Origin of the sequence: Agathobaculum sp. Marseille-P7918 (genome assembly GCF_964248325.1) — a bacterium.
Taxonomy (GTDB): domain Bacteria; phylum Bacillota; class Clostridia; order Oscillospirales; family Butyricicoccaceae; genus Agathobaculum.
In genome coordinates this window covers 14,277-32,460 of the sequence record NZ_CAXTXI010000016.1, presented here as the reverse complement: position 1 = coordinate 32,460, position 18,184 = coordinate 14,277, and the positions used below count along the sequence as shown (strand labels likewise).

Here is an 18,184-nt window from a genome sequence, read left to right as displayed (position 1 = left end):
GAAAGAGCATGAAAGACGCAGTAAAAATTGTGACCATTGGCGGCGGCAGCAGCTACACGCCTGAATTGATGGAGGGGTTCATCAAGCGCTATCCCGAACTGCCCATCAAGGAGATCTGGCTGGTTGATATTGAAGACGGAAAAGAGAAGCTGGAAATCGTTGGTGCACTGGCTCAGAGAATGTGGGATGCTTCACCATATGACGTCAAGGTGCATCTGACGCTGGATCGCCGCGAAGCGCTCAAGGATGCCGATTTTGTAACCACGCAGTTCCGCGTCGGCCTGCTGGACGCCCGCATTAAGGATGAGCGCATTCCGCTGCTGTATGGGATGCTGGGACAGGAAACCAATGGTGCAGGCGGTATGTTCAAAGCGTTCCGCACCATTCCGGTCATCGGGCAGATCATTGCGGATATGAAGGAGCTTTGCCCGGATGCCTGGCTGATCAACTTCACCAACCCCAGCGGCATGGTAACCGAAGCCGCCATCAAGCATTTCGGCTGGAAAAAGTGCATCGGACTATGCAATGTGCCTACTATCTCCATGATGGCCGAACCCAATATCCTTGGAAAAGATATTGCGGATCTCAACTACCGCTATGCAGGCCTGAACCACTTCCACTGGCACAAGGTGTATGACAAAGACGGTACTGACCTCACACCGCAGCTAATCGAGCACATCAACGAAAAGAACGGCGGCACCCCCGCAAACATCTATCAGGCTCCGTTTTCGCTCGAGCTGCTGCACAGCATGAACCTGCTTCCGTGCGGCTACCACCGCTATTACTACATGAAACAGGCCATGCTCGACCATGCGCTGGAGGACTTTCATCAGGGCGGCACGCGCGCAGAGCAGATGAAGCAAACTGAAAAAGAGCTGTTTAAAATCTACAAAAATACAGCACTGCACGAAAAGCCGGCGCAGCTGAGCAAGCGCGGCGGTGCGTATTACAGTGATGCAGCCTGCGAGTGCATCCGCGCGATTTATGGCAACCGTAAAATCCACATGGTGGTGAGCACAGAAAACTGCGGCGCCATCCCCTGCCTTGCAGATGATTCGATCGTCGAGGTCTCCAGCATCATCTCCGCCACGGGCGCACAGCCGCTTGCATGGGGTAAATTGCCGGCAGCAGAAAAAGGCTGGCTGCAAATGATGAAGGCTATGGAGGAATGCACCATTCAGGCTGCCTTGACCGGCGACTATGGTTTGGCGTTCGAAGCCTTTATCCTCAACCCGTTGGTGGAAAACAACGAAAACACGCAGCGCGTTCTCGATGAAATGCTGGTTGCGCATGCAAAATATCTGCCGCAATTCCAGGATAAGATCGCGGAACTGAAGGCGCGTGGCGTGCGCTGTGAAGACGCAGTGGTCGAAGATCTGATGCAAAACGGTCACTGACCGTGTGGCTCACAAAAAAGAGAAAAGAAAAGGAGCAGATACGATCATGACTCAACAAGAAATTTCCTCCCTGATCATACGCCATGTAGGCGGCACGGATAACATCAGCAATATGTATCACTGCATGACCCGTCTGCGCTTCAAGCTCCACGATCCATCCAAGTTTCAGGCAGACGAACTGAAAAAGATCCCCGGCGTCATGAATACGGTCAAAGCAGGTGATGAATACCAGTTGATCATCGGCGCCGAAGTAGACAAGTATTACAACGACCTGCTGCGACAGGGTGCGGGCGGACAGGATGCGCAGGCGCCGCAGAGTGCCAAGCGCCGTCTCAAAGAACTGCCTCGTGCATTCATCAACACGATTGTCGGCATTATGGCCCCTCTCCTTCCCATCATCATTGCCGGCGGTATGGTCAAGGTCATCCTATCTATCTGCGTGCTGTGCGGCATGGAAAACACAACCCAGACCTATAAAATCCTCTCTTTTATTTCGGATGCGCCGTATTATTTCCTGCCGATATTCATTGCCAACAGCGCCGCAAAGAAGCTTGGGGCCAACCAGCTGATGGCTGTCGCCATTGCCGGCGTCATGCTGCATCCGAATTTCACAGCGCTTGTCAGCGCCGGGGAGCCGATTCACTTCTTCGGCCTGCCGGTCAAGGCGATCAATTACAACGCTTCGGTCGTCCCGATCATTCTGGTCGTCTGGTTCATGAGTTATCTGGAAAAGTTCGTGGAAAAGATTGTGCCTTCCATGCTCAAAACCATGCTCCGGCCCATGCTGCTGCTCGTCATCACAGCCCCGCTGGCGCTAATCGTGATCGGTCCGCTGGGCGCTTATCTCGGCAATGGCATTTACTACTTCATCAATTTTCTCAACGAAAACATCCCGTGGCTGGTCGCCGCTGTCATGGGGACCTTCTCCCCATTGCTGGTTATGGTCGGTATGCATCTGGCAATCACCCCCTTTGCCGTTCTGTCGGTTGCAGAATTCGGGTATGAGACTCTGATGGGCCCGGGTATGCTGGGCAGCAATGTGGCGCAGGGTGGTGCGGCGCTCGCGATTGCGTTCAAGGAGCGCAAAGATCGCCGTGAGATCCCGATTTCTGCGGGTCTGACCGCCTTGTCCGGCATCACGGAGCCGGCGCTGTACGGCGTAACCCTCAAATACAAGCGAGCGCTGCCATGTGTTATGATCGCAGGCGGTATTGCGGGCCTTTATGCCGGTCTGACCGGTGTCGTACGATATGCTGTCGCATCCGCAGGCTTTCTTTCCCTCCCGGTGTTCATCGGCGACAATCCGAAGAACATCATCAACGCCATCATCACCGCTGTATTGGCACTGGTGCTGTCGTTTGTTCTGACCCTGATCTTTGTCAAGGTCGACCGTACGCCGGACGCAGCCGAACCAGTCTCCCCTGCGTCGAATGAGGCGCAGGAATCCGCTCCGGCTCTACACAGTGAAACGCTCAAAGGCGTTGCCTGCGGGCAGGTCATCGCGCTCGATCAGGTACCGGATCCGGTATTTGCAGGCGGTACATTGGGCGGCGGCGCGGCCATTGAGCCGGAAAAGGGCAGCGTATACGCACCGGTCTCCGGAGAAATTACCTCCATTTATCCCACCGGTCATGCCGTCGGTATTACCAGCGATCAGGGAACGGACATCCTGATTCACATCGGCATTGACACCGTCAGGATGAACGGCAAAGGTTTCCAGACGCACGTCCAGGAGGGAGACCGCGTCAAAGCGGGTGATCTCTTGGTAGATGCCGACTGGAAACTGATCCAATCCCAGGGCTATAACACCTCAATCATTGTAATCGCCATGGGTTCAGCACCAGAGGATGTATCCGTGCTGCACGAGGGCACTATCACACCACAGGATGATTTTATCAAGGTCAACTGAGAAGGGAGCCGCTATGAAAATTACAAAAATCGATATTTTCTGTGCTGACTATGATCCGCAGGCACCGAATGAGCCCGTATTCATCCGTATCCACACCGACGAAGGAATTTGTGGTTTCGGCGAAGCAGGCGTGGCTTACGGCAACTCCAAGCACGCTGCCATCGGGCAGTTGCGCGATTTCGCCTCTCTGATCATTGGTCAAAACCCCATGCAGATCGAGAAGATCTGGAACCGCCTGCAAAAAGAGACTTTCTGGGGGCTGGGTGGCGGTACGGTGATTTTCTCCGCCATCAGCGCGATCGACATTGCCCTTTGGGACATCAAAGGCAAAGTGCTGCGTGCGCCCGTTTACGAATTGCTCGGTGGCAAAATGCGTGAGGAAGTACGTGCCTATGCCAGCCAGATCCAGTTCGGCTGGGATGGAGATGCCAAAGCACTCGTCGGTGTTGACGCATACGCCGAAGCCGCGCAAAAAGCAGTATCACAGGGCTTTACCGCCGTCAAGGTCGACCCACTGCAGCGCGACGAAAACGGCAAAAAAAATTATCGGAATGCCGGACTGCTCAGCAGTGATAAACTCAAGCTTTGTCGCGACCGCCTGACCGCAATCCGCGAGGCTGTTGGAGAATCGGTCGACATTATTCTGGAACTGCACGCCAAAAGCGATTTCTGTGCAGCCCTCCAAATCAGCCGTCTGGCGGAAGATCTGAACATTCTGTATCTGGAAGAACCCTTTGGCCCACTTAATCCCGACCTGATGGCGAAGTTCAAAGCGCAGACCACAATCCCGCTGGCGTCGGGTGAGAGAATTTACTCCCGTTATGGATATCGCCCATTTTTAGAATCCCGCTCACTCGATGTCATTCAACCGGACATTGCAAACTGCGGCGGCATCTCTGAAGCCAAAAAGATCTGCGATATGGCGCAGATCTATGATGTTCTGGTGCAGACACATATCTGCGGCGGACCGATCTCCAATGCTGCTGCGCTGCAGATCGAAGCGGTGATTCCGAACTTCTGCATCCACGAGTATCATGTGGGCAATATGACGCCGTTCTCCAGAAGTCTGGGTATCTATGACGACGCTCCGGTGCAGGGCAACATCCGTATTCCTGATCGTCCTGGCATCGGTCAGGAAATACCGGAAGAAATCATCCAGAAATGTACGTTCCTGACTGTCGAATAACCGAGCTGCGCCTCACGGCATGACTTTTTGGTTCTAAAATTACATCTCCAGCATACTGCATGCGATGTGTTTGCTGTTACCGCAAAGCTACCCCCTGATGCAGAAGGGAAATTCATATGAGAAAGCAGCAAAGTAAGCACGATCGAGAACTGCTTCTGCTCCACAGACGGGTATCACGCACACCAGCACGATGCACGTCAGCAAGCCTGACCAGCGCCGCCCACGCCCATTCGCGAAAGGTGGACAAGAGAAATGATTTGAAGACGCTGCTCATCTGCGATGAAAACATATGCCATCTACCAAAACGTGCTCGCCCAAGGCGAGCGTATGACCAACATCGCCCCAAGCCCATTTTTGCTTACGCTGGTTTGCTCAAGGCAAACGATCGTGCAGCGTCCACCACCAAAACTATTCTGGCTGCCATTGGCTTTTTCTACGACCAGCTGCCAAGCCGCGAGCAAGGGCTGGACGAGCACGCCGCCTGCCGGCATGTATCCCGTCTGCTGGGACATGCGTACGAGGACGTGACGCGCATCTACCGCGCATCCCTGCGGGAAGAGGGCGAGCGGCATGACTGAGCGCTTCTCTCTGGACGACTTTGTCTGTCCCAATTTCATGACTGTTTCTGACTTGTAACGCGTTCTCTACATTGGACGCAACGCCGCATATCATCTACTTTCCAGCGACCAAACCCAACATCTGCGCGTTGGCCGTTCGATTCGTATTCCCCGCTGTTGCTTGCTTGCGTATTTACAAAACACTTGTTGCAATGAAAAACAAGCATAGCAAACGCTTTCGCAAAAACTGCGCCACAGGTCTTGCCGCCACTGCGAAAATTAGCGAAAAGCAGAAAAACTCCGCCAGCTAACGCTGGCGGAGTGTAGACAAAAACCTGCCCGAACTACTCTGACATTTTATTTTCCGACTATCTCCGGCTATGGCTTAAAGAGATCGAACCTACGGTATCCCTCTCTACCTTTTACGAATACCGTCTTCAAGTCAACAACCGGATTGGCCCGTGGCTCGATGAGCGCTCCATCAAGTTGGTTAATTTGGCCGCACAGGACATAGAGGCGTTCTAGCACAAAAAACTTTTTAAAGAACAGGGTGAAAGCCGTAACAATCCATCGGTATCACAGCAACATTCATAAAGCTCTGCGACGCGCTGTATAGACCGGACAGTTTCGACAACCCCCTTCTGACAATGTTTTAATGCCGCAGAAACAGAAATTATCGGCACTTATTACACAGTTGAGAAGCTTCGCTATCTACTCGAGCATGTGCGCGACAAATCCATCGAAGTCCCGGTCATGTTGGCAGTGTGGATGGGGTTTCGTCGCGGTGATGCAATCGGCTTGCGCTGGAGCGACGTTGATTTTGCACGCGGCACGATCTGTGTGCAGGGTTCTATTTCCACACGCTGCGGACGCAAAACCAAAAGCGCGGACGCCATTTACTACAAAGCGCCGAAAACACCCCCAGCTACCGTGTACTTGCTCTGCCGCGCGAGCTGGCAACCTATTTGCGCGATTTACGCCGGCGGCAGTAAAAGCAGCGCCTATCATACGGAATGGATTGACTACGTCTCTGTTGATGCGGTCGGGCAGCTTATCAAGCCCGATTTGGTGACACGGAATTTTCCCCTGCTGCTTAATCGCATCGGGCTTCGCCACATTCGTTTTCACGATCTGCGCTACTCCTGTGCAACCTTGCCGCCGGAGGAAGGCACATCGCTTAAAGGAGTACAGGACTGGCTCGGGCATAAGAATTTCACACTGACTGCCGATACCTATGCACACGTCACCGTGCGCACCCGGTAGAAGCTAGCGACCACCCCATTGAATGCGATCGCCCTAAAGCCGTCTCGCTCTTCCAGATCGAAATGACAGAAAAATGACAGGATTTTTCCATTTCCTTTCCTGTACCATATTCAGCAAGTTGTCTGAAAAGTTGAAAAAACCGACCTTTTCAAAAGAAAAGGTCGGTTTATGCTTTGGTGGGAGGTGGTGGATTCGAACCACCGAAGTCATAGACGACAGATTTACAGTCTGTTCCCTTTGGCCACTCGGGAAACCTCCCATATGCAATTTTGATTCCTGCAAAGAACAGGTTATGCAATTTTGATTCCTGCAAAGAACAGGTGGAGCTGGTGGACGGACTTGAACCCCCGACCTGCTGATTACAAATCAGCTGCTCTACCAACTGAGCTACACCAGCGTTTCGCAAGTCTTGTCTGTCTCAGCGACTTGTTTATAATAACACACTGTTCCCCATCTGTCAACACTTTTTTCGATTTTTATTTTCCGATTTTTATGTTTTTCCCGAAAGCGTCAATTGAGTCTGAAACCTGCTGCAAAACCGTCAGAAATGCGCCGGACAATTCCGGGTAACGTTTACTGATTTCATTGGGCGAAATCGAAATGCCATGCAGCGTTTCCAATTCCAAACCGAAACCCGCCTCGCCCCTTGCCGCTGTGCGAATCCGAAGCTCATGCTCTTTCATGCGCGCATCACAAAGATATTCAAACTGCTCCCGCGATGTACGGAATACCGCCTCTACATTGGATGGGTCCGCCATGTACAGATAACGGTACACCTTGTAAATCACAACAGACAGATACGATTCTACTTCATGGGGCAGCTGTTTGCTCCCCGCCTGCTCTGTCAAATCCATCAGTAAGGATACCGCCTGCACCACCTGATTTTTCTCCCAACCGGTATGTACCTGCATATCCATGCGTTCCACCGGTACGGCAGAACCGTCCCGCGCCATTGACCTGCCCAGCAGATAGTCGCAGGATACTCCGTAGTAATCCGCTGCACGCACGACAAAAGGCAACCCCGGCTCACGCAAGCCATTCTCATAATGGCTCAGGAGCGCCTGCGACACCCCAAGGTCGCCCGCGGCTGTTCGTTGGCTTATTTTCTTTTCCCGTCGCAAAAGCGCGAGTGTACGAGAAAAATCACTGGTCATATCTCTGCTACCCCATCATAAAACTATGTCTATTATACAGCGTGTAATCGCACTTGTAAAGAACGAAAAAGTTGCATTTCCATCGTTTTTTCCCTAAATTCTGCCTTCTATTTTCTCATTACATGATCTGGTTGCCCATTTTAGAATTTATAACTATATATGGTGGTCGCATATACAGCCGTACAGAAAGCCACAGATGCCTTTCATCTGTACGCGCATTTTGTTTGCGCTTGACGCACCTGTCAGCGGCCGATATAATAAAAAGGAAAATAAAAAAACATGGTGCGGCGGTTTGCTCTGCTGCACCATGTATGTTTGTGCAAAAGGAGTTTCCCTATGACAGTTGAACAAATTTTGAAAATGCGTCAGGAAGCCAGCGGTCTGAACAAACTGATGCATATGCGCGTTATCACGCTGGACAAGGACGGCGGCGCAACCGTTGAACTGGAACTGACCGAAGAGTTGCTCAACCCGCTCGGCATGGCGCACGGCGGTACTATTTTTACCCTGTGCGATATTGCGGCTGGCTCGGCTGCGGCCTCACATGGACTCGTTGCCGTGACGTTGGACAGCAATATCCATTACTATCGTCCCGGCCGTCTGGGCAAAACGCTCACCGCCGTCGCTTATGAGCGTAAACGCGGCAAGAAAACTGCGGTTTACATGGTTGAAGTGCACGATGACGAACACAAGCATATTGCAGACGCGGTTTTCACCATGTTCTATACCGGCCAGACACTGGAGGATATGCGACATTGAGCGGCGTGACCCCTGCTATTGTCGCCCCGCTTCTAAGCTGGTATGACCAAGACCACCGCGATTTGCCATGGCGCGCGCAGCCTACGCCCTATCGCGTGTGGGTCAGCGAAATCATGCTCCAGCAGACGCGCGTGCAGGCTGTGCTCGGTTATTTCTCCCGCTGGATGCAAGCGCTGCCCGATGTTCGTGCGCTGGCGACCGCAGATGAATCCGTCTACCTCAAGCTATGGGAGGGCCTTGGTTATTACAGTCGCGTGCGCAACCTGCACCGTGCTGCGGTCGAGATATGCGAGAAATACGGCGGTGAGCTGCCCGCTGATTACGACGCGTTACTCTCACTCCCCGGAATTGGGGAATATACTGCCGGTGCAATCGCATCCATAGCCTGCGGCATTCCCGTCCCTGCGGTGGACGGTAACGTACTGCGCGTCGCCGCGCGGCTGGATAACGACTTCACCCCCATCACGGATGCTGCGTTCAAAAAGCGCACCCGCTCGCGTTTTGCCGCGCTGATGCCGGCTGACCGTCCGGGCGACCTCAACCAGTCGCTGATGGAACTTGGCGCAACCGTCTGCTTGCCGAACGGTACGCCTCTATGCGGCGACTGTCCCGTGCAGCATCTCTGTCTGGGTTATCATCACGGAAACGCTGCCCTGCTGCCGCTGCGCGCGGCCAAAAAGGCACGCCGCATCGAAAACCGCACCGTTCTGCTGCTGCGACATGGCCCGCTCGTCGGACTGACGCGCCGCCCCGCCTCCGGCCTGCTTGCCGGTCTGTGGGAACTGCCCGCGCTGGACGGTCATCTCTCGCCGGACGAAGTGCGCACTGCCCTTTCCGCACGCGGCTGGCAAGTGACCAACATACTCTCCCTACGCCCCGCCAAACATGTGTTCACCCATGTGGAATGGCACATGACGGGGTATTATATTGAGCTGGCAAACCAACCGCAAGCACTGACCTTTGTCAGCCCGTCCGCTCTGCGCGCGGAATATGCGCTTCCCAGCGCGTTCCGTGCGTTCCTTTCTGTCATAGAGGAGGAAACATGAATCTCCAAACCGTTGTCCATACCATCCCGCCGCTATATGACAGCCATTCGCGCGTGCTGCTGCTCGGCTCGATTCCCAGTCCGAAATCGCGTGAAATCGGCTTTTTTTACGGTCACCCGCAAAACCGCTTCTGGCGCGTGCTGGCTGCCGTGCTGGGTGAAGAGGTGCCCCAGACGATTGACGAGAAGCGCGCGATGTGCCTGAAACATCATGTTGCGCTGTGGGACACCATCGCCCGCTGTGACATCGCAGGCGCGTCCGACACCAGCATCCGAAACGCCGAACCAAATGACATCGGCAAACTCGTGCGGGAAAGCGAAATTACCCGCATTTTTGCCACCGGCGGCAAATCCGCCGAGCTGTATCGCAAGCTCATCGAGCCGCAGCTGCATATCCCAATCACACAGCTTCCCTCCACCAGTCCAGCCAATGCAGCATGGTCACTCGAACGACTGATTGAGGCCTATCGCGTCATTTTATAGAAAGAGGGGCGTATCACAAACGAACAAGGAATTATTCCCAAACGCCGCACTGAAAAAACTAATCTGGCCGCTCGTGCTGGAACAGGTGCTGTCCATCACAGTCGGCCTTGCCGACACCATCATGGTATCCTCGGTGGGAGAAGCGGCAGTATCCGGTGTGTCGCTGGTTGACATGTTGAATGTATTGATTATCAATATCTTTGCCGCGCTTGCAACCGGCGGCGCGGTTGTTGTCGCGCAGCTGCTCGGCGCCCGGCAAAACCGGCGCGCATGCAATGCCGCACGGCAGCTCTATTTCGTGGTTGCCTGTATCTCGGTTGCATTGAGCGTACTGGTCATGCTGATACGCGCACCGCTGCTTCGGCTGCTGTTCGGTTCTATCGAACCGGATGTAATGGATAGTGCGCTGACCTATCTGACAGTCAGCGTGTTCTCATACCCGGTGCTTGCCATTTATAACGCTGGCGCAGCACTGTTCCGCGCGCAAGGTAACTCCCGCATTTCCATGTTGATTGCAGGACTTATCAATATTGTCAACCTCATCGGCAACTCTGTTTTGATTTTCGGTCTCCGGCTTGGAGTGGCGGGCGCCGCCCTGTCCTCTGTGTTTTCGCGTGGAGTGGCAGCCGTTGTCATCACCGTGCTGCTTATGCAAGCGGAACACATCGTCAGCCTGCGACGCGGCGGTCATTTCCGTCCGGACAATACGCTCATCCGTCGCATTTTGCAAATCGGTATACCGAACGGATTGGAAAACAGCTTGTTCCAGTTAGGGCGCATTCTGGTTGTCAGCATGATTGCGCTGTTCGGCACTACGCAAATCGCTGCGAATGCCGTGGCAAACAACCTGGATGCAGTCGCCTGCATTCCGGGACAGGCGATGAACCTTGCCATCATCACGGTCGTCGGCCAGTGTATCGGCGCTGGCGATATCGAACAGGCGCGCCGCATGGCCAAAAAGCTGATGAAAATCACGTATCTGATTCTCGCCAGCTGCTGTCTGGCAACCATTCTTGTCACACCGCTGGTGCTGAAAATATACAGTCTGTCCCCCGAAGCACTTGCACTCGGAAAAACGCTTATCCTAATCCATAACTTCTGCGCTATGCTCTTCTGGCCGCTGTCCTTCACGATGCCAAACGTATTGCGCGCGGCAAACGATGTGCGCTATCCTATGGTGCGCTCCATCGCATCCATGATGCTGCTGCGGCTTGGCACCGGCTACGTGCTTGCCGTACTGTTTCAGATGGGCGCTATTGGCATCTGGATTGCGATGGTTGGCGACTGGCTGTGCCGCGGCATCCTGTTTACGCTGCGCTTTGCCAGCGGACGCTGGCTGCGCTTCGTTCCCGGTTTCCAGCTGGTTGCGCAGGGAGAAAAACGATAACCGTATCACAAAAAAGGAGAACCCTTCGGTTCTCCTTTTTCTTTTGCAGTTAAATTACAGAATCCATTCTTCCTGTTTTTCTTCGCCGCAATAACGGCACAGCGTCTCGCGGATGGCGCGCGGCCCCTTGTTCAGTTCATTGAACATGCGCACGACCGTCTCGCCCACACCAATCTCAAACAGGTTGACGCCGAAGTAGTAACGATTGGCCAGCAGCGGATACAGTTGCTCCTCGGACACCTCATCTCCCAGCTTGGGATTGCCCATCAGTGAGCGGATATGATCCAGATTGGAATCCGGGCTGAGCTGAAACGCTTCTCCCCGGTCATCTACGCCAACCAGATAGCGCAGCCAGCCCGCCAGCACCAGCGGAATATAAACCAGCTTGGTCGCACGGTGTGCGGGCAGCGTCGAATTATAATACGCATACAGCGTCACGCCGAAGCGAGGCGCAATCTTGCGCGAGGTATCAGTTGCAATACGCTGGGGCGAATCCTGCAGGAACGGATTGGGATAGCGTTCGCCCAGCACCTCATGGAGGAAGGAAACCGGGTCAATCACACCCGGGTCGGCAACCATCGGCATGGCCTCCTGCTCACTCATGCGCGTGACCAGATTGACCAGCTCTTTGTCCTTCATTTCCGCACTGATTTGCGTATAGCCCAGCATACAGCCATATACGCCCAGTGCAGTATCCATCGGGTTCATGCAGGTGCTGACCTTCATCATTGCGGACTTTTCCACGATATCGCGGCGGGTCAGAATAACGCCGCACTGCTCGAGCGGCGGATGACCGTTCGGGAAGGCATCCTCTATCAGCAGATAGTGCGGGCTTTCCGAGTTGACATAAATCGCTGCATAGGTGCCCTTTTCCGTCACAAACGGACGGGCATTCTGCAAGCCGTCCTCCTCCAGCTTATCCGCAATGCGGGTATCCGGATGCGGGGTGATTTTGTCAATCATGGACAGCGGATAGGTGTTTTTCTTAAGCAGGTACGAATACTCGTCCTCAGTAATATACCCCTTTTCCTTCCATGCCTGCGCCATATATCGCACAGCACGTTCCAGCCGAACACCGTTATCCTGACAGTTGTCCAGTGAGACGAAGGCCAGCGGGGGCATGCCTGCACGGCAGCGCGTGAGGCTGAGTGCTGCGAGCTTGCCAAAAAACGATTGACAGTCCTCCGGTCCATTATCACGGTCATGTGCATACTCCGGCAGGAACTCATGGGCATCGTCTTGAATCACATATCCTTTTTCCGTCAGAGTGAAGCTGACCATCTGCAGAGACGGCGCAAGAAAAATCTCATTCAAACGCGCTCTGTCCTCACTCAGTTTAAGGCTTTCGGTGACCGATGCGATAACCTCTTTGTTGATGGTACCGTTGGAATACAGCGTTACAACCAGAGAAAGATGGTCGCAGGCGCGATAGCACCGGTCAATCAGCTCTTCGTCATAACCGTCGCAGCAGATGATACCCGTTTCAGACAGGCCTGCGGTTAACATACGCTGTGCCAACACAGCAGGAAACGCCCGGAACAGATTTCCTGCGCCAAAATGCAGCCAAGTCGGCGCGCTGCGGGTAGCATCGCGCACCGCGTCGATATCATATTGCGGCAAGCGGTAACCCTTCCAGGACGCGTTATGTTTGATGCTTTCTTTTGTCAATTTCATAAAGCAGTCACTTCCTTTCAGCGAACGGAGTACGCCGTTCATTCCTATCGTATATAGTATACCAAAACTTTGCCGCGTTGCATAGGGAAAATCGGAAATCTCTACAAAAACTAAGCCGTGCCGCCGAAAAAAAGCCGCCCGGCAATGCCGGACGGCAGAAAATCAGGTTATAAGCTGTTGTTTTTAGCGGCATGCTTGGTTTCAACTGTGCCCGGCAGCGCGTGATACAGCCGCAGCACCAGCTTCATACCAAAATACAGCAGCGCCGCTTCAATCGGCAGCATCAGCAGGTTTTTCGGCACACGCAGCGCAAGCAGCGCGCTCATCGCCTTGCCTCCTGTGATGGTCAGCCACAGGGTATTCAGGCCGATATTGCAGAACAAATTGATGCACGCCTTTGCGCCCACTGCACGCCAGACCGAGAGCTTGCGCGGATACAGCCACAGCCCCCAGAACAGCCCTCCGACGATTGCTGTCAGCGTATAGCCCGGGAAATACGCACCCATGGTCAGGTTGCCCGCAAAGTAACCCAGCACATCGGTACACACGCCCGCCATCATGCCGACCACCGGCCCGAACAGCATACCGACCGCTGCATTGCACAAAAAGCCGAATCCAATGCGCAGATTGGGCGGCAGCTTGATGGTCAACCCAAGCAGGTCAAGCGCAATGTTGATGGCAATGAGCAGCGCGGTCAGCGCCAGACAGCGTGTGCTTTTGAGTTCTTTCAGGGAGCGGGAAAAAATATTTTCCTTTTTAGACATAGAAAAAGACACCTCCTAAATCAATTCATCTGTTGCCACAGCGATTTAGGAAATGCCTAAACAGTTGCAGCAGCGGGATGCGACTGCAACACCGCAGGGGATTTTCGTCCCTTTCGTCCGCTGAACAACTCCCCGTCTCAGCGGCACTTAACGCATTGCAGCCTACTCTGCTTTTTCCGTTTTCTATTGTATCATGGTTTTACGCCTTGTCAATACCAAATACCTGACGGATGGTGCGACACACACCATCCTCATCATTGGAGGGACAAATATGCTTGGCAGCAGCCTTGAGTGCTTCATGACCGTTTGCCATGGCATAGGACTCCCCTACCGCCTGCAGCAGCTCCAAATCGTTCATATAATCTCCAAACGCCATGCATTCATCGGGCGTGATGTGCAAGCTCTTGCACAGCGCGGCAATCGCCATTCCCTTGTTCATGCCGGGCCGCGTCAGATCCATCCAGTCTGCGCCCGAAACCACCAGCTGCGATGTCTCGGCAAATGCATGAAACGCCGGAATCAATACCTCTTCCGCGCGCCCCTTGCAATACACCGCCACCTTACAAACCGGCTCGTGTCGGCAAAATTCCAGCAAATCGGGCACCTGTGTGCGCCGCACGCTATATTGTGCCGCATTTGCCAGAAATGCGGGATCGTCTGCGGTTTCATAAAATCCGCCGTGGCGTGCGGATACAATGGCCTCCACGCCCGGCAACGCGCGCACCAGCTCGATTGAACGGCACACCTCATCGGTCGGCATGGCCTCAAAAGAAATCATGCGTGCGCCGTCACAAACCACCGATCCGTTTTCGCAGATGTAAACCAGTTCATCGGCAATCTCACCGAACTGCTCATAAAGCGTATAATACTGCCGCCCGGATGCCGGTGCAAAGCGCACACCACGCTCCCGCAGCGTGTGAATCAGCGAAAACAGTCCTTCCGGCAATCGTTTTTGACTGTCTAAAAGGGTGCCGTCCATATCGGCGGCAATCAGTTTAATCGACATGACTATCCGATTTCCTTTCCAAAGGCTCCAGTCCCTTTACAGGAAGAGGCTGCCCACTTGATAAATCACCAGCGCCGCAAGATAAGCGAGTACCGTCTGGAACGCTGCTGCACCAAATGCCCAACGCCAGCCGCCCATTTCCCGCTTGATGGTGGCAAAGGCGGACATACAGGGCATATACAGCAGTGTAAACACCAAAAACGAATACCCGGACAGAGGAGTAAACACGGTACCAAGCAGGCCGGACAGTATCGCACTGTCCCCGCCCGCGCCATACAGCACGCTCATCGTGGATACCACCGCTTCCTTCGCAACCAGTCCGGTCAGCAGCGAAACCGATTCCTGCCACTGTCCAAAGCCGAGCGGCTGGAAAATCGGCGCGATAAACGTACCAATCACACCGAGAATGCTCTCCCCGGCGTTCTGCGCCACAGCAAGCGAAGGCGTGAAGTTTTGCAGCAGCCAGATCACCACACTCATCAGGAAAATCAGCGTACCGGCGCGCGTGATAAAGTCCTTTGCCTTCTGCCACATATTGAGTACCGTACCCTTGAAGGACGGCAGACGATAGGTTGGCAGTTCGAGCACAAAGCCCGATGACACTTCCTTGAAAATGGTCTTTTTCAGGATATAGCCCGCCAGAATGCCCATCAGGATACCCAGCACATACAGGCTGATAACCACCAAACCCTGATGTGCGCCGAACAGCGCGCCCGCCACCAACGCATACACCGGCAGCTTCGCGCCACAGGACATGAAGGGCGTCAGCATAATGGTCATGCGGCGGTCGGCATCGTTTTCCATCGTGCGCGCCGCCATGACCGCAGGTGTGGTGCAGCCGAAGCCCATCAGCATCGGCACAAAGGATTTACCCGACAGGCCGATACGGCGCAGCAGCGTGTCCATGATAAACGCCACGCGCGCAAGATATCCGGTGTCCTCCAACACGGACAGGAAAAAGAACAGAATCACAATTTGCGGCAGAAAACTTAAAACGCCGCCCACGCCGCCGATGGCACCGTCGCAAATCAGCCCAATCAACCAGTCCTGTGTATGTGCCGCCGTCAAACCATTGTGAATGGCAGGCGAAATGATGCCTTGAATTAAGTATTCCATCCCGTTTCCCAGCAGAGAACCAATCGGCCCGAACGTACACCAGAACATCAGGAACATGAAAAACGCAAAAATCGGCAGTGCCCATACGCGATGCAAAACAATCTTGTCGATACGCTCGGTGAGCGTCGCTTTATGTACCTTGGGTCGCTGATAGGCTGCGCGCACGACTTCCTCGATATAGTCATACAGCGCATCTGCCAGCACCATTTCCTTGTCTGTCAGATTGGCATGGCTCTGCATACCAGCCGCAATGGAGTTGATTTCCTCCCGGATTTTCTCCGGCATGTTCAGCCGATCCATCTGCGCCCACATAGCGGAATCGCCCTCCAGCAGTTTTGCCGCGTAAAACGGCAAACTGCACTGCCGCAGCGGCAGCGGCCGCAGCTTCTCCGCCGCATGTCGAATGGCAGCACCAACACCATGTAAATACGGCGGCTGCTTATCCGGCGCGCGCATGTTATGCGCCAGTCCATCCAGCAGATTGTGCATGTTCTCGCCCTTTTTGGCCGAAATCGGTACCACCGGAACCCCCAGCATTTCCGAAAGCTTATCGCAGTCAATTTCAATTCCCTGCGCGCGCACATCATCCATAAAGCCGAGCGCCACTACCATCGGCAGGCCCAGCGCAATAAGCTGCAAGGTCAAATACAGATTTCGCTCAATATTCGCCGCATCTACAATATTTAAAATGCCGTCCAGCTCGTCCGACAGGACAAACTCGCGCGCGATAATTTCCTCCTGCGTGTAGGGCGAGAGTGAGTAAATACCGGGCAAGTCCACAATATCAATGCCCACGCCGTCGTGGCAGATATGCCCGGTCTTACGGTCGACCGTCACGCCCGGCCAGTTGCCGACATGCTGATTGGAGCCGGTGAGCCGGTTGAACAGCGTGGTTTTACCGCTGTTCGGATTGCCGATGATGGCAATGGTTTTTTTGCTGCTCATGCCTGTTCCTCCAGCACAATTTTTTTCGCTTCCGCGCGTCGCAGCGAAAGGCTGTACCCGCGCAGCCGTACCGCGACCGGGTCGCCAAACGGCGCAATGCGTTCCATCGTCACCACCACGCCCTTGGTGATGCCCATATCCAGAAAATGCCGTTTCAGCGCGCCCTCAGCCGTGATGGATTCGACCACACCGCTCTGTCCCGGCTTCAAATTATTAAGAGTTTTCATAATGTTCCCCCGATGCCTTTATCCAAAGGCCAAATACATTTTTATTATAAAGTGGCAGTTAGCAAATGTCAACGGAACGGATATGCCGTCTCACCGTCCAAATGATACAAAAAGCGCGCCTGATGGGCGCGCTTTTTCGTCATCCGTAGATATGGGCTTCTTCTTCGCGGAACATCAAAACAAATACAGCCAGCAGCGGTGCGCAGGTCAGCAGCAGCGCCCGTTCTCCCAGCATATCGGTCAAACGCGCCCCCAGTGCCGCGCCTAAAATAAAAAGCAGAATGATCGAATAATAGTGCCGTGCTTTGCGCGCCGCGTTCGCTTCTCCCGTGTGGTGCCAAATCATCAGCTGCTCGGTGCCCGAACGCAGATTACCGGTACACATAGTCGTAGCGAACGCGCTGCCGCGCACCTTTCGGAAGGTTTCCACCTGCATGGCACAGACGAAGGAAATTACGGTATTGACTACCATATTCATCTGCTGCGGCAAAAAGGCTACAACCGCCAGCAGAATAATCTCCGCCATGACAATGACCTGCCGCCAATGCAGCATCGCATCCGATTTATCTTTGCGCTTGCCGCGCCGCTTGACCAGTTCGGCCGCGACCACGCCCAAGGCAAATGCCAGAATCGGCAGCAAATACGTCAGCGCACGCTGCCACTCCCCCTCTGCCAGCTTTAAACCGAACAGTACAATATTGCCGGTCTGCGCGTTGGCAAAAACGCCGCCGCGGCTGAGATATGTATATGCGTCAAAAAATCCGCCCGCCATTGCGAGCAGCCCGCCCAACAGCAGCGATTCGGACATCTGACCCTTTTCCTGTTGCATCTTTGCTTTCCATCTCCTTCATTTTCTTCCCCCAGTATAGCAAAAAAAACCGTCCGTTTCAACAACGGACGGTTTTTCCTTCATTTGTCTCCCGCAATCCGCATGCGGTTGATTGCCTTTTTCAGCTTGACCTGCGCAATATCATGCTCATGGTCGCTTTCCTTCTTCTGAAGGATGGCACGGGCACGCTCAGCGGCCTCACGAGCGCGGTTGATGTCAATCTCGTCCGCCCATTCACAGGTGCGGGCAAGCACGACCGTCTGCTCGCGCGACACATCCACAAAGCCGCCCGCAATCGCTGCAACGCGGGACTGCCCATTCTGAAAAATGGTCAGGCCGCCGATGCCGAGCGCCGCGGTGTACGGCACATGATGCGGCAAAATGCCAACGTCGCCCTGTGTGGTGCGAATGACGATTTGATCGACCTCATCGTCATAAAAGCAACGGTCAACCGTCAGCACCTTGAGATGAAAGGTAGCCATA

Annotated in this window: 18 protein-coding genes, 2 tRNA genes and 1 riboswitch; of the genes, 10 read left to right on the top strand and 10 right to left on the bottom strand. The window is 54.1% G+C overall.

All coding sequences use genetic code 11. The annotated features are described in order from the left end of the window. Positions 1 to 8 precede the first annotated feature (8 nt). The 6 genes from ACESSO_RS16130 (at position 9) to ACESSO_RS16105 (ending at position 6,312) form a co-directional block, all read left to right on the top strand. Positions 9 to 1,397 carry a 6-phospho-beta-glucosidase gene (locus ACESSO_RS16130; protein ID WP_373166572.1) on the top strand — a complete coding sequence of 463 codons (1,389 nt, stop codon included), beginning with the start codon at positions 9 to 11 and terminating at the stop codon, positions 1,395 to 1,397. A gap of 46 nt (positions 1,398 to 1,443) precedes the next feature. After that, positions 1,444 to 3,306: a beta-glucoside-specific PTS transporter subunit IIABC gene (locus ACESSO_RS16125; protein ID WP_373166571.1), complete on the top strand. Its 1,863-nt coding sequence runs from the start codon at positions 1,444 to 1,446 to the stop codon at positions 3,304 to 3,306. 13 nt (positions 3,307 to 3,319) lie between these two features. Further along, positions 3,320 to 4,492 carry a mandelate racemase/muconate lactonizing enzyme family protein gene (locus ACESSO_RS16120; RefSeq protein WP_373166570.1) on the top strand — a complete coding sequence of 391 codons (1,173 nt, stop codon included), beginning with the start codon at positions 3,320 to 3,322 and terminating at the stop codon, positions 4,490 to 4,492. A 116-nt stretch (positions 4,493 to 4,608) separates the two neighbouring features. Then, a complete protein-coding gene (locus ACESSO_RS16115; RefSeq protein ID WP_373166569.1) occupies positions 4,609 to 5,070 on the top strand; it encodes a hypothetical protein in 462 nt (153 codons plus the stop codon). A gap of 333 nt (positions 5,071 to 5,403) precedes the next feature. Then, the gene (locus ACESSO_RS16110) at positions 5,404 to 5,574 is read left to right on the top strand and encodes a hypothetical protein (protein WP_373166593.1); all 171 of its coding nucleotides are present in this window, start codon (positions 5,404 to 5,406) and stop codon (positions 5,572 to 5,574) included. A gap of 198 nt (positions 5,575 to 5,772) precedes the next feature. Beyond that, entirely contained in the window at positions 5,773 to 6,312 is a 540-nt protein-coding gene (locus tag ACESSO_RS16105) for a site-specific integrase (protein WP_373166568.1), read from the top strand. Positions 6,313 to 6,486: 174 nt separating this feature from the next. On the opposite strand, the gene ACESSO_RS16100 is transcribed toward ACESSO_RS16105, so the two are convergent. The 3 genes from ACESSO_RS16100 to ACESSO_RS16090 all read right to left on the bottom strand — a co-directional run bounded on the left by ACESSO_RS16100 (position 6,487) and on the right by ACESSO_RS16090 (position 7,466). Then, positions 6,487 to 6,571: transfer RNA gene (locus ACESSO_RS16100), tRNA-Tyr, on the bottom strand. A 62-nt stretch (positions 6,572 to 6,633) separates the two neighbouring features. Beyond that, a tRNA-Thr gene (locus tag ACESSO_RS16095) sits at positions 6,634 to 6,709 on the bottom strand. Positions 6,710 to 6,788: 79 nt separating this feature from the next. Further along, positions 6,789 to 7,466 (bottom strand): helix-turn-helix domain-containing protein, encoded by a 678-nt coding sequence (locus ACESSO_RS16090; RefSeq protein ID WP_373166567.1) that lies wholly within the window; start codon positions 7,464 to 7,466, stop codon positions 6,789 to 6,791. Positions 7,467 to 7,802: 336 nt separating this feature from the next. On the opposite strand from ACESSO_RS16090, the gene ACESSO_RS16085 reads away from it, so the two are divergent. From ACESSO_RS16085 to ACESSO_RS16070, 4 genes are all read left to right on the top strand, one after another. Continuing rightward, entirely contained in the window at positions 7,803 to 8,225 is a 423-nt protein-coding gene (locus ACESSO_RS16085) for a PaaI family thioesterase (RefSeq protein WP_373166566.1), read from the top strand. Between the two features lie 5 nt (positions 8,226 to 8,230). Further along, entirely contained in the window at positions 8,231 to 9,271 is a 1,041-nt protein-coding gene (gene mutY, locus ACESSO_RS16080; RefSeq protein ID WP_373166592.1) for an A/G-specific adenine glycosylase, read from the top strand. Further along, the gene (locus tag ACESSO_RS16075) at positions 9,268 to 9,753 is read left to right on the top strand and encodes a DNA-deoxyinosine glycosylase (RefSeq protein WP_373166565.1); all 486 of its coding nucleotides are present in this window, start codon (positions 9,268 to 9,270) and stop codon (positions 9,751 to 9,753) included. Before mutY ends, ACESSO_RS16075 begins: the two co-directional genes overlap by 4 nt. A 73-nt stretch (positions 9,754 to 9,826) precedes the next feature. Continuing rightward, positions 9,827 to 11,140, top strand: a complete 1,314-nt coding sequence (locus ACESSO_RS16070) for an MATE family efflux transporter (RefSeq protein WP_373166564.1) — start codon at positions 9,827 to 9,829, stop codon at positions 11,138 to 11,140. A 54-nt stretch (positions 11,141 to 11,194) separates the two neighbouring features. Here the strand turns inward: ACESSO_RS16070 and ACESSO_RS16065 are convergent, their stop codons facing one another. The 7 genes from ACESSO_RS16065 to atpC form a co-directional block, all read right to left on the bottom strand. After that, positions 11,195 to 12,814 carry a mannitol dehydrogenase family protein gene (locus ACESSO_RS16065; RefSeq protein ID WP_373166563.1) on the bottom strand — a complete coding sequence of 540 codons (1,620 nt, stop codon included), beginning with the start codon at positions 12,812 to 12,814 and terminating at the stop codon, positions 11,195 to 11,197. A gap of 167 nt (positions 12,815 to 12,981) precedes the next feature. Then, entirely contained in the window at positions 12,982 to 13,578 is a 597-nt protein-coding gene (locus tag ACESSO_RS16060; RefSeq protein ID WP_373166561.1) for a folate family ECF transporter S component, read from the bottom strand. Positions 13,579 to 13,646: 68 nt separating this feature from the next. Further along, positions 13,647 to 13,750, bottom strand: a riboswitch (THF riboswitch). Between the two features lie 27 nt (positions 13,751 to 13,777). Further along, positions 13,778 to 14,584: a Cof-type HAD-IIB family hydrolase gene (locus ACESSO_RS16055; RefSeq protein WP_373166560.1), complete on the bottom strand. Its 807-nt coding sequence runs from the start codon at positions 14,582 to 14,584 to the stop codon at positions 13,778 to 13,780. A 36-nt stretch (positions 14,585 to 14,620) separates the two neighbouring features. After that, positions 14,621 to 16,645, bottom strand: a complete 2,025-nt coding sequence (gene feoB, locus ACESSO_RS16050; protein ID WP_373166559.1) for a ferrous iron transport protein B — start codon at positions 16,643 to 16,645, stop codon at positions 14,621 to 14,623. Further along, entirely contained in the window at positions 16,642 to 16,872 is a 231-nt protein-coding gene (locus tag ACESSO_RS16045; RefSeq protein ID WP_373166558.1) for a ferrous iron transport protein A, read from the bottom strand. Before ACESSO_RS16045 ends, feoB begins: the two co-directional genes overlap by 4 nt. A 139-nt stretch (positions 16,873 to 17,011) precedes the next feature. Then, a complete protein-coding gene (locus ACESSO_RS16040) occupies positions 17,012 to 17,701 on the bottom strand; it encodes a YoaK family protein (protein ID WP_373166557.1) in 690 nt (229 codons plus the stop codon). An 80-nt stretch (positions 17,702 to 17,781) separates the two neighbouring features. Then, positions 17,782 to 18,183, bottom strand: a complete 402-nt coding sequence (gene atpC / locus ACESSO_RS16035; protein ID WP_373166556.1) for an ATP synthase F1 subunit epsilon — start codon at positions 18,181 to 18,183, stop codon at positions 17,782 to 17,784. Position 18,184: the final 1 nt, after the last annotated feature.

What these genes read in the sequence shown, in the direction of transcription:
- ACESSO_RS16115 (WP_373166569.1), top strand. Translation starts at nt 4,609, where the DNA reads ATGAGAAAGCAGCAAAGTAAGCACGATCGAGAACTGCTTCTGCTCCAC.
- feoB (WP_373166559.1), bottom strand. Translation starts at nt 16,645, where the DNA reads ATGAGCAGCAAAAAAACCATTGCCATCATCGGCAATCCGAACAGCGGT.
- ACESSO_RS16045 (WP_373166558.1), bottom strand. Translation starts at nt 16,872, where the DNA reads ATGAAAACTCTTAATAATTTGAAGCCGGGACAGAGCGGTGTGGTCGAA.
- ACESSO_RS16055 (WP_373166560.1), bottom strand. Translation starts at nt 14,584, where the DNA reads ATGTCGATTAAACTGATTGCCGCCGATATGGACGGCACCCTTTTAGAC.
- ACESSO_RS16060 (WP_373166561.1), bottom strand. Translation starts at nt 13,578, where the DNA reads ATGTCTAAAAAGGAAAATATTTTTTCCCGCTCCCTGAAAGAACTCAAA.
- ACESSO_RS16085 (WP_373166566.1), top strand. Translation starts at nt 7,803, where the DNA reads ATGACAGTTGAACAAATTTTGAAAATGCGTCAGGAAGCCAGCGGTCTG.
- ACESSO_RS16130 (WP_373166572.1), top strand. Translation starts at nt 9, where the DNA reads ATGAAAGACGCAGTAAAAATTGTGACCATTGGCGGCGGCAGCAGCTAC.
- atpC (WP_373166556.1), bottom strand. Translation starts at nt 18,183, where the DNA reads ATGGCTACCTTTCATCTCAAGGTGCTGACGGTTGACCGTTGCTTTTAT.
- ACESSO_RS16090 (WP_373166567.1), bottom strand. Translation starts at nt 7,466, where the DNA reads ATGACCAGTGATTTTTCTCGTACACTCGCGCTTTTGCGACGGGAAAAG.
- ACESSO_RS16075 (WP_373166565.1), top strand. Translation starts at nt 9,268, where the DNA reads ATGAATCTCCAAACCGTTGTCCATACCATCCCGCCGCTATATGACAGC.
- ACESSO_RS16065 (WP_373166563.1), bottom strand. Translation starts at nt 12,814, where the DNA reads ATGAAATTGACAAAAGAAAGCATCAAACATAACGCGTCCTGGAAGGGT.
- ACESSO_RS16040 (WP_373166557.1), bottom strand. Translation starts at nt 17,701, where the DNA reads ATGCAACAGGAAAAGGGTCAGATGTCCGAATCGCTGCTGTTGGGCGGG.
- ACESSO_RS16125 (WP_373166571.1), top strand. Translation starts at nt 1,444, where the DNA reads ATGACTCAACAAGAAATTTCCTCCCTGATCATACGCCATGTAGGCGGC.
- ACESSO_RS16120 (WP_373166570.1), top strand. Translation starts at nt 3,320, where the DNA reads ATGAAAATTACAAAAATCGATATTTTCTGTGCTGACTATGATCCGCAG.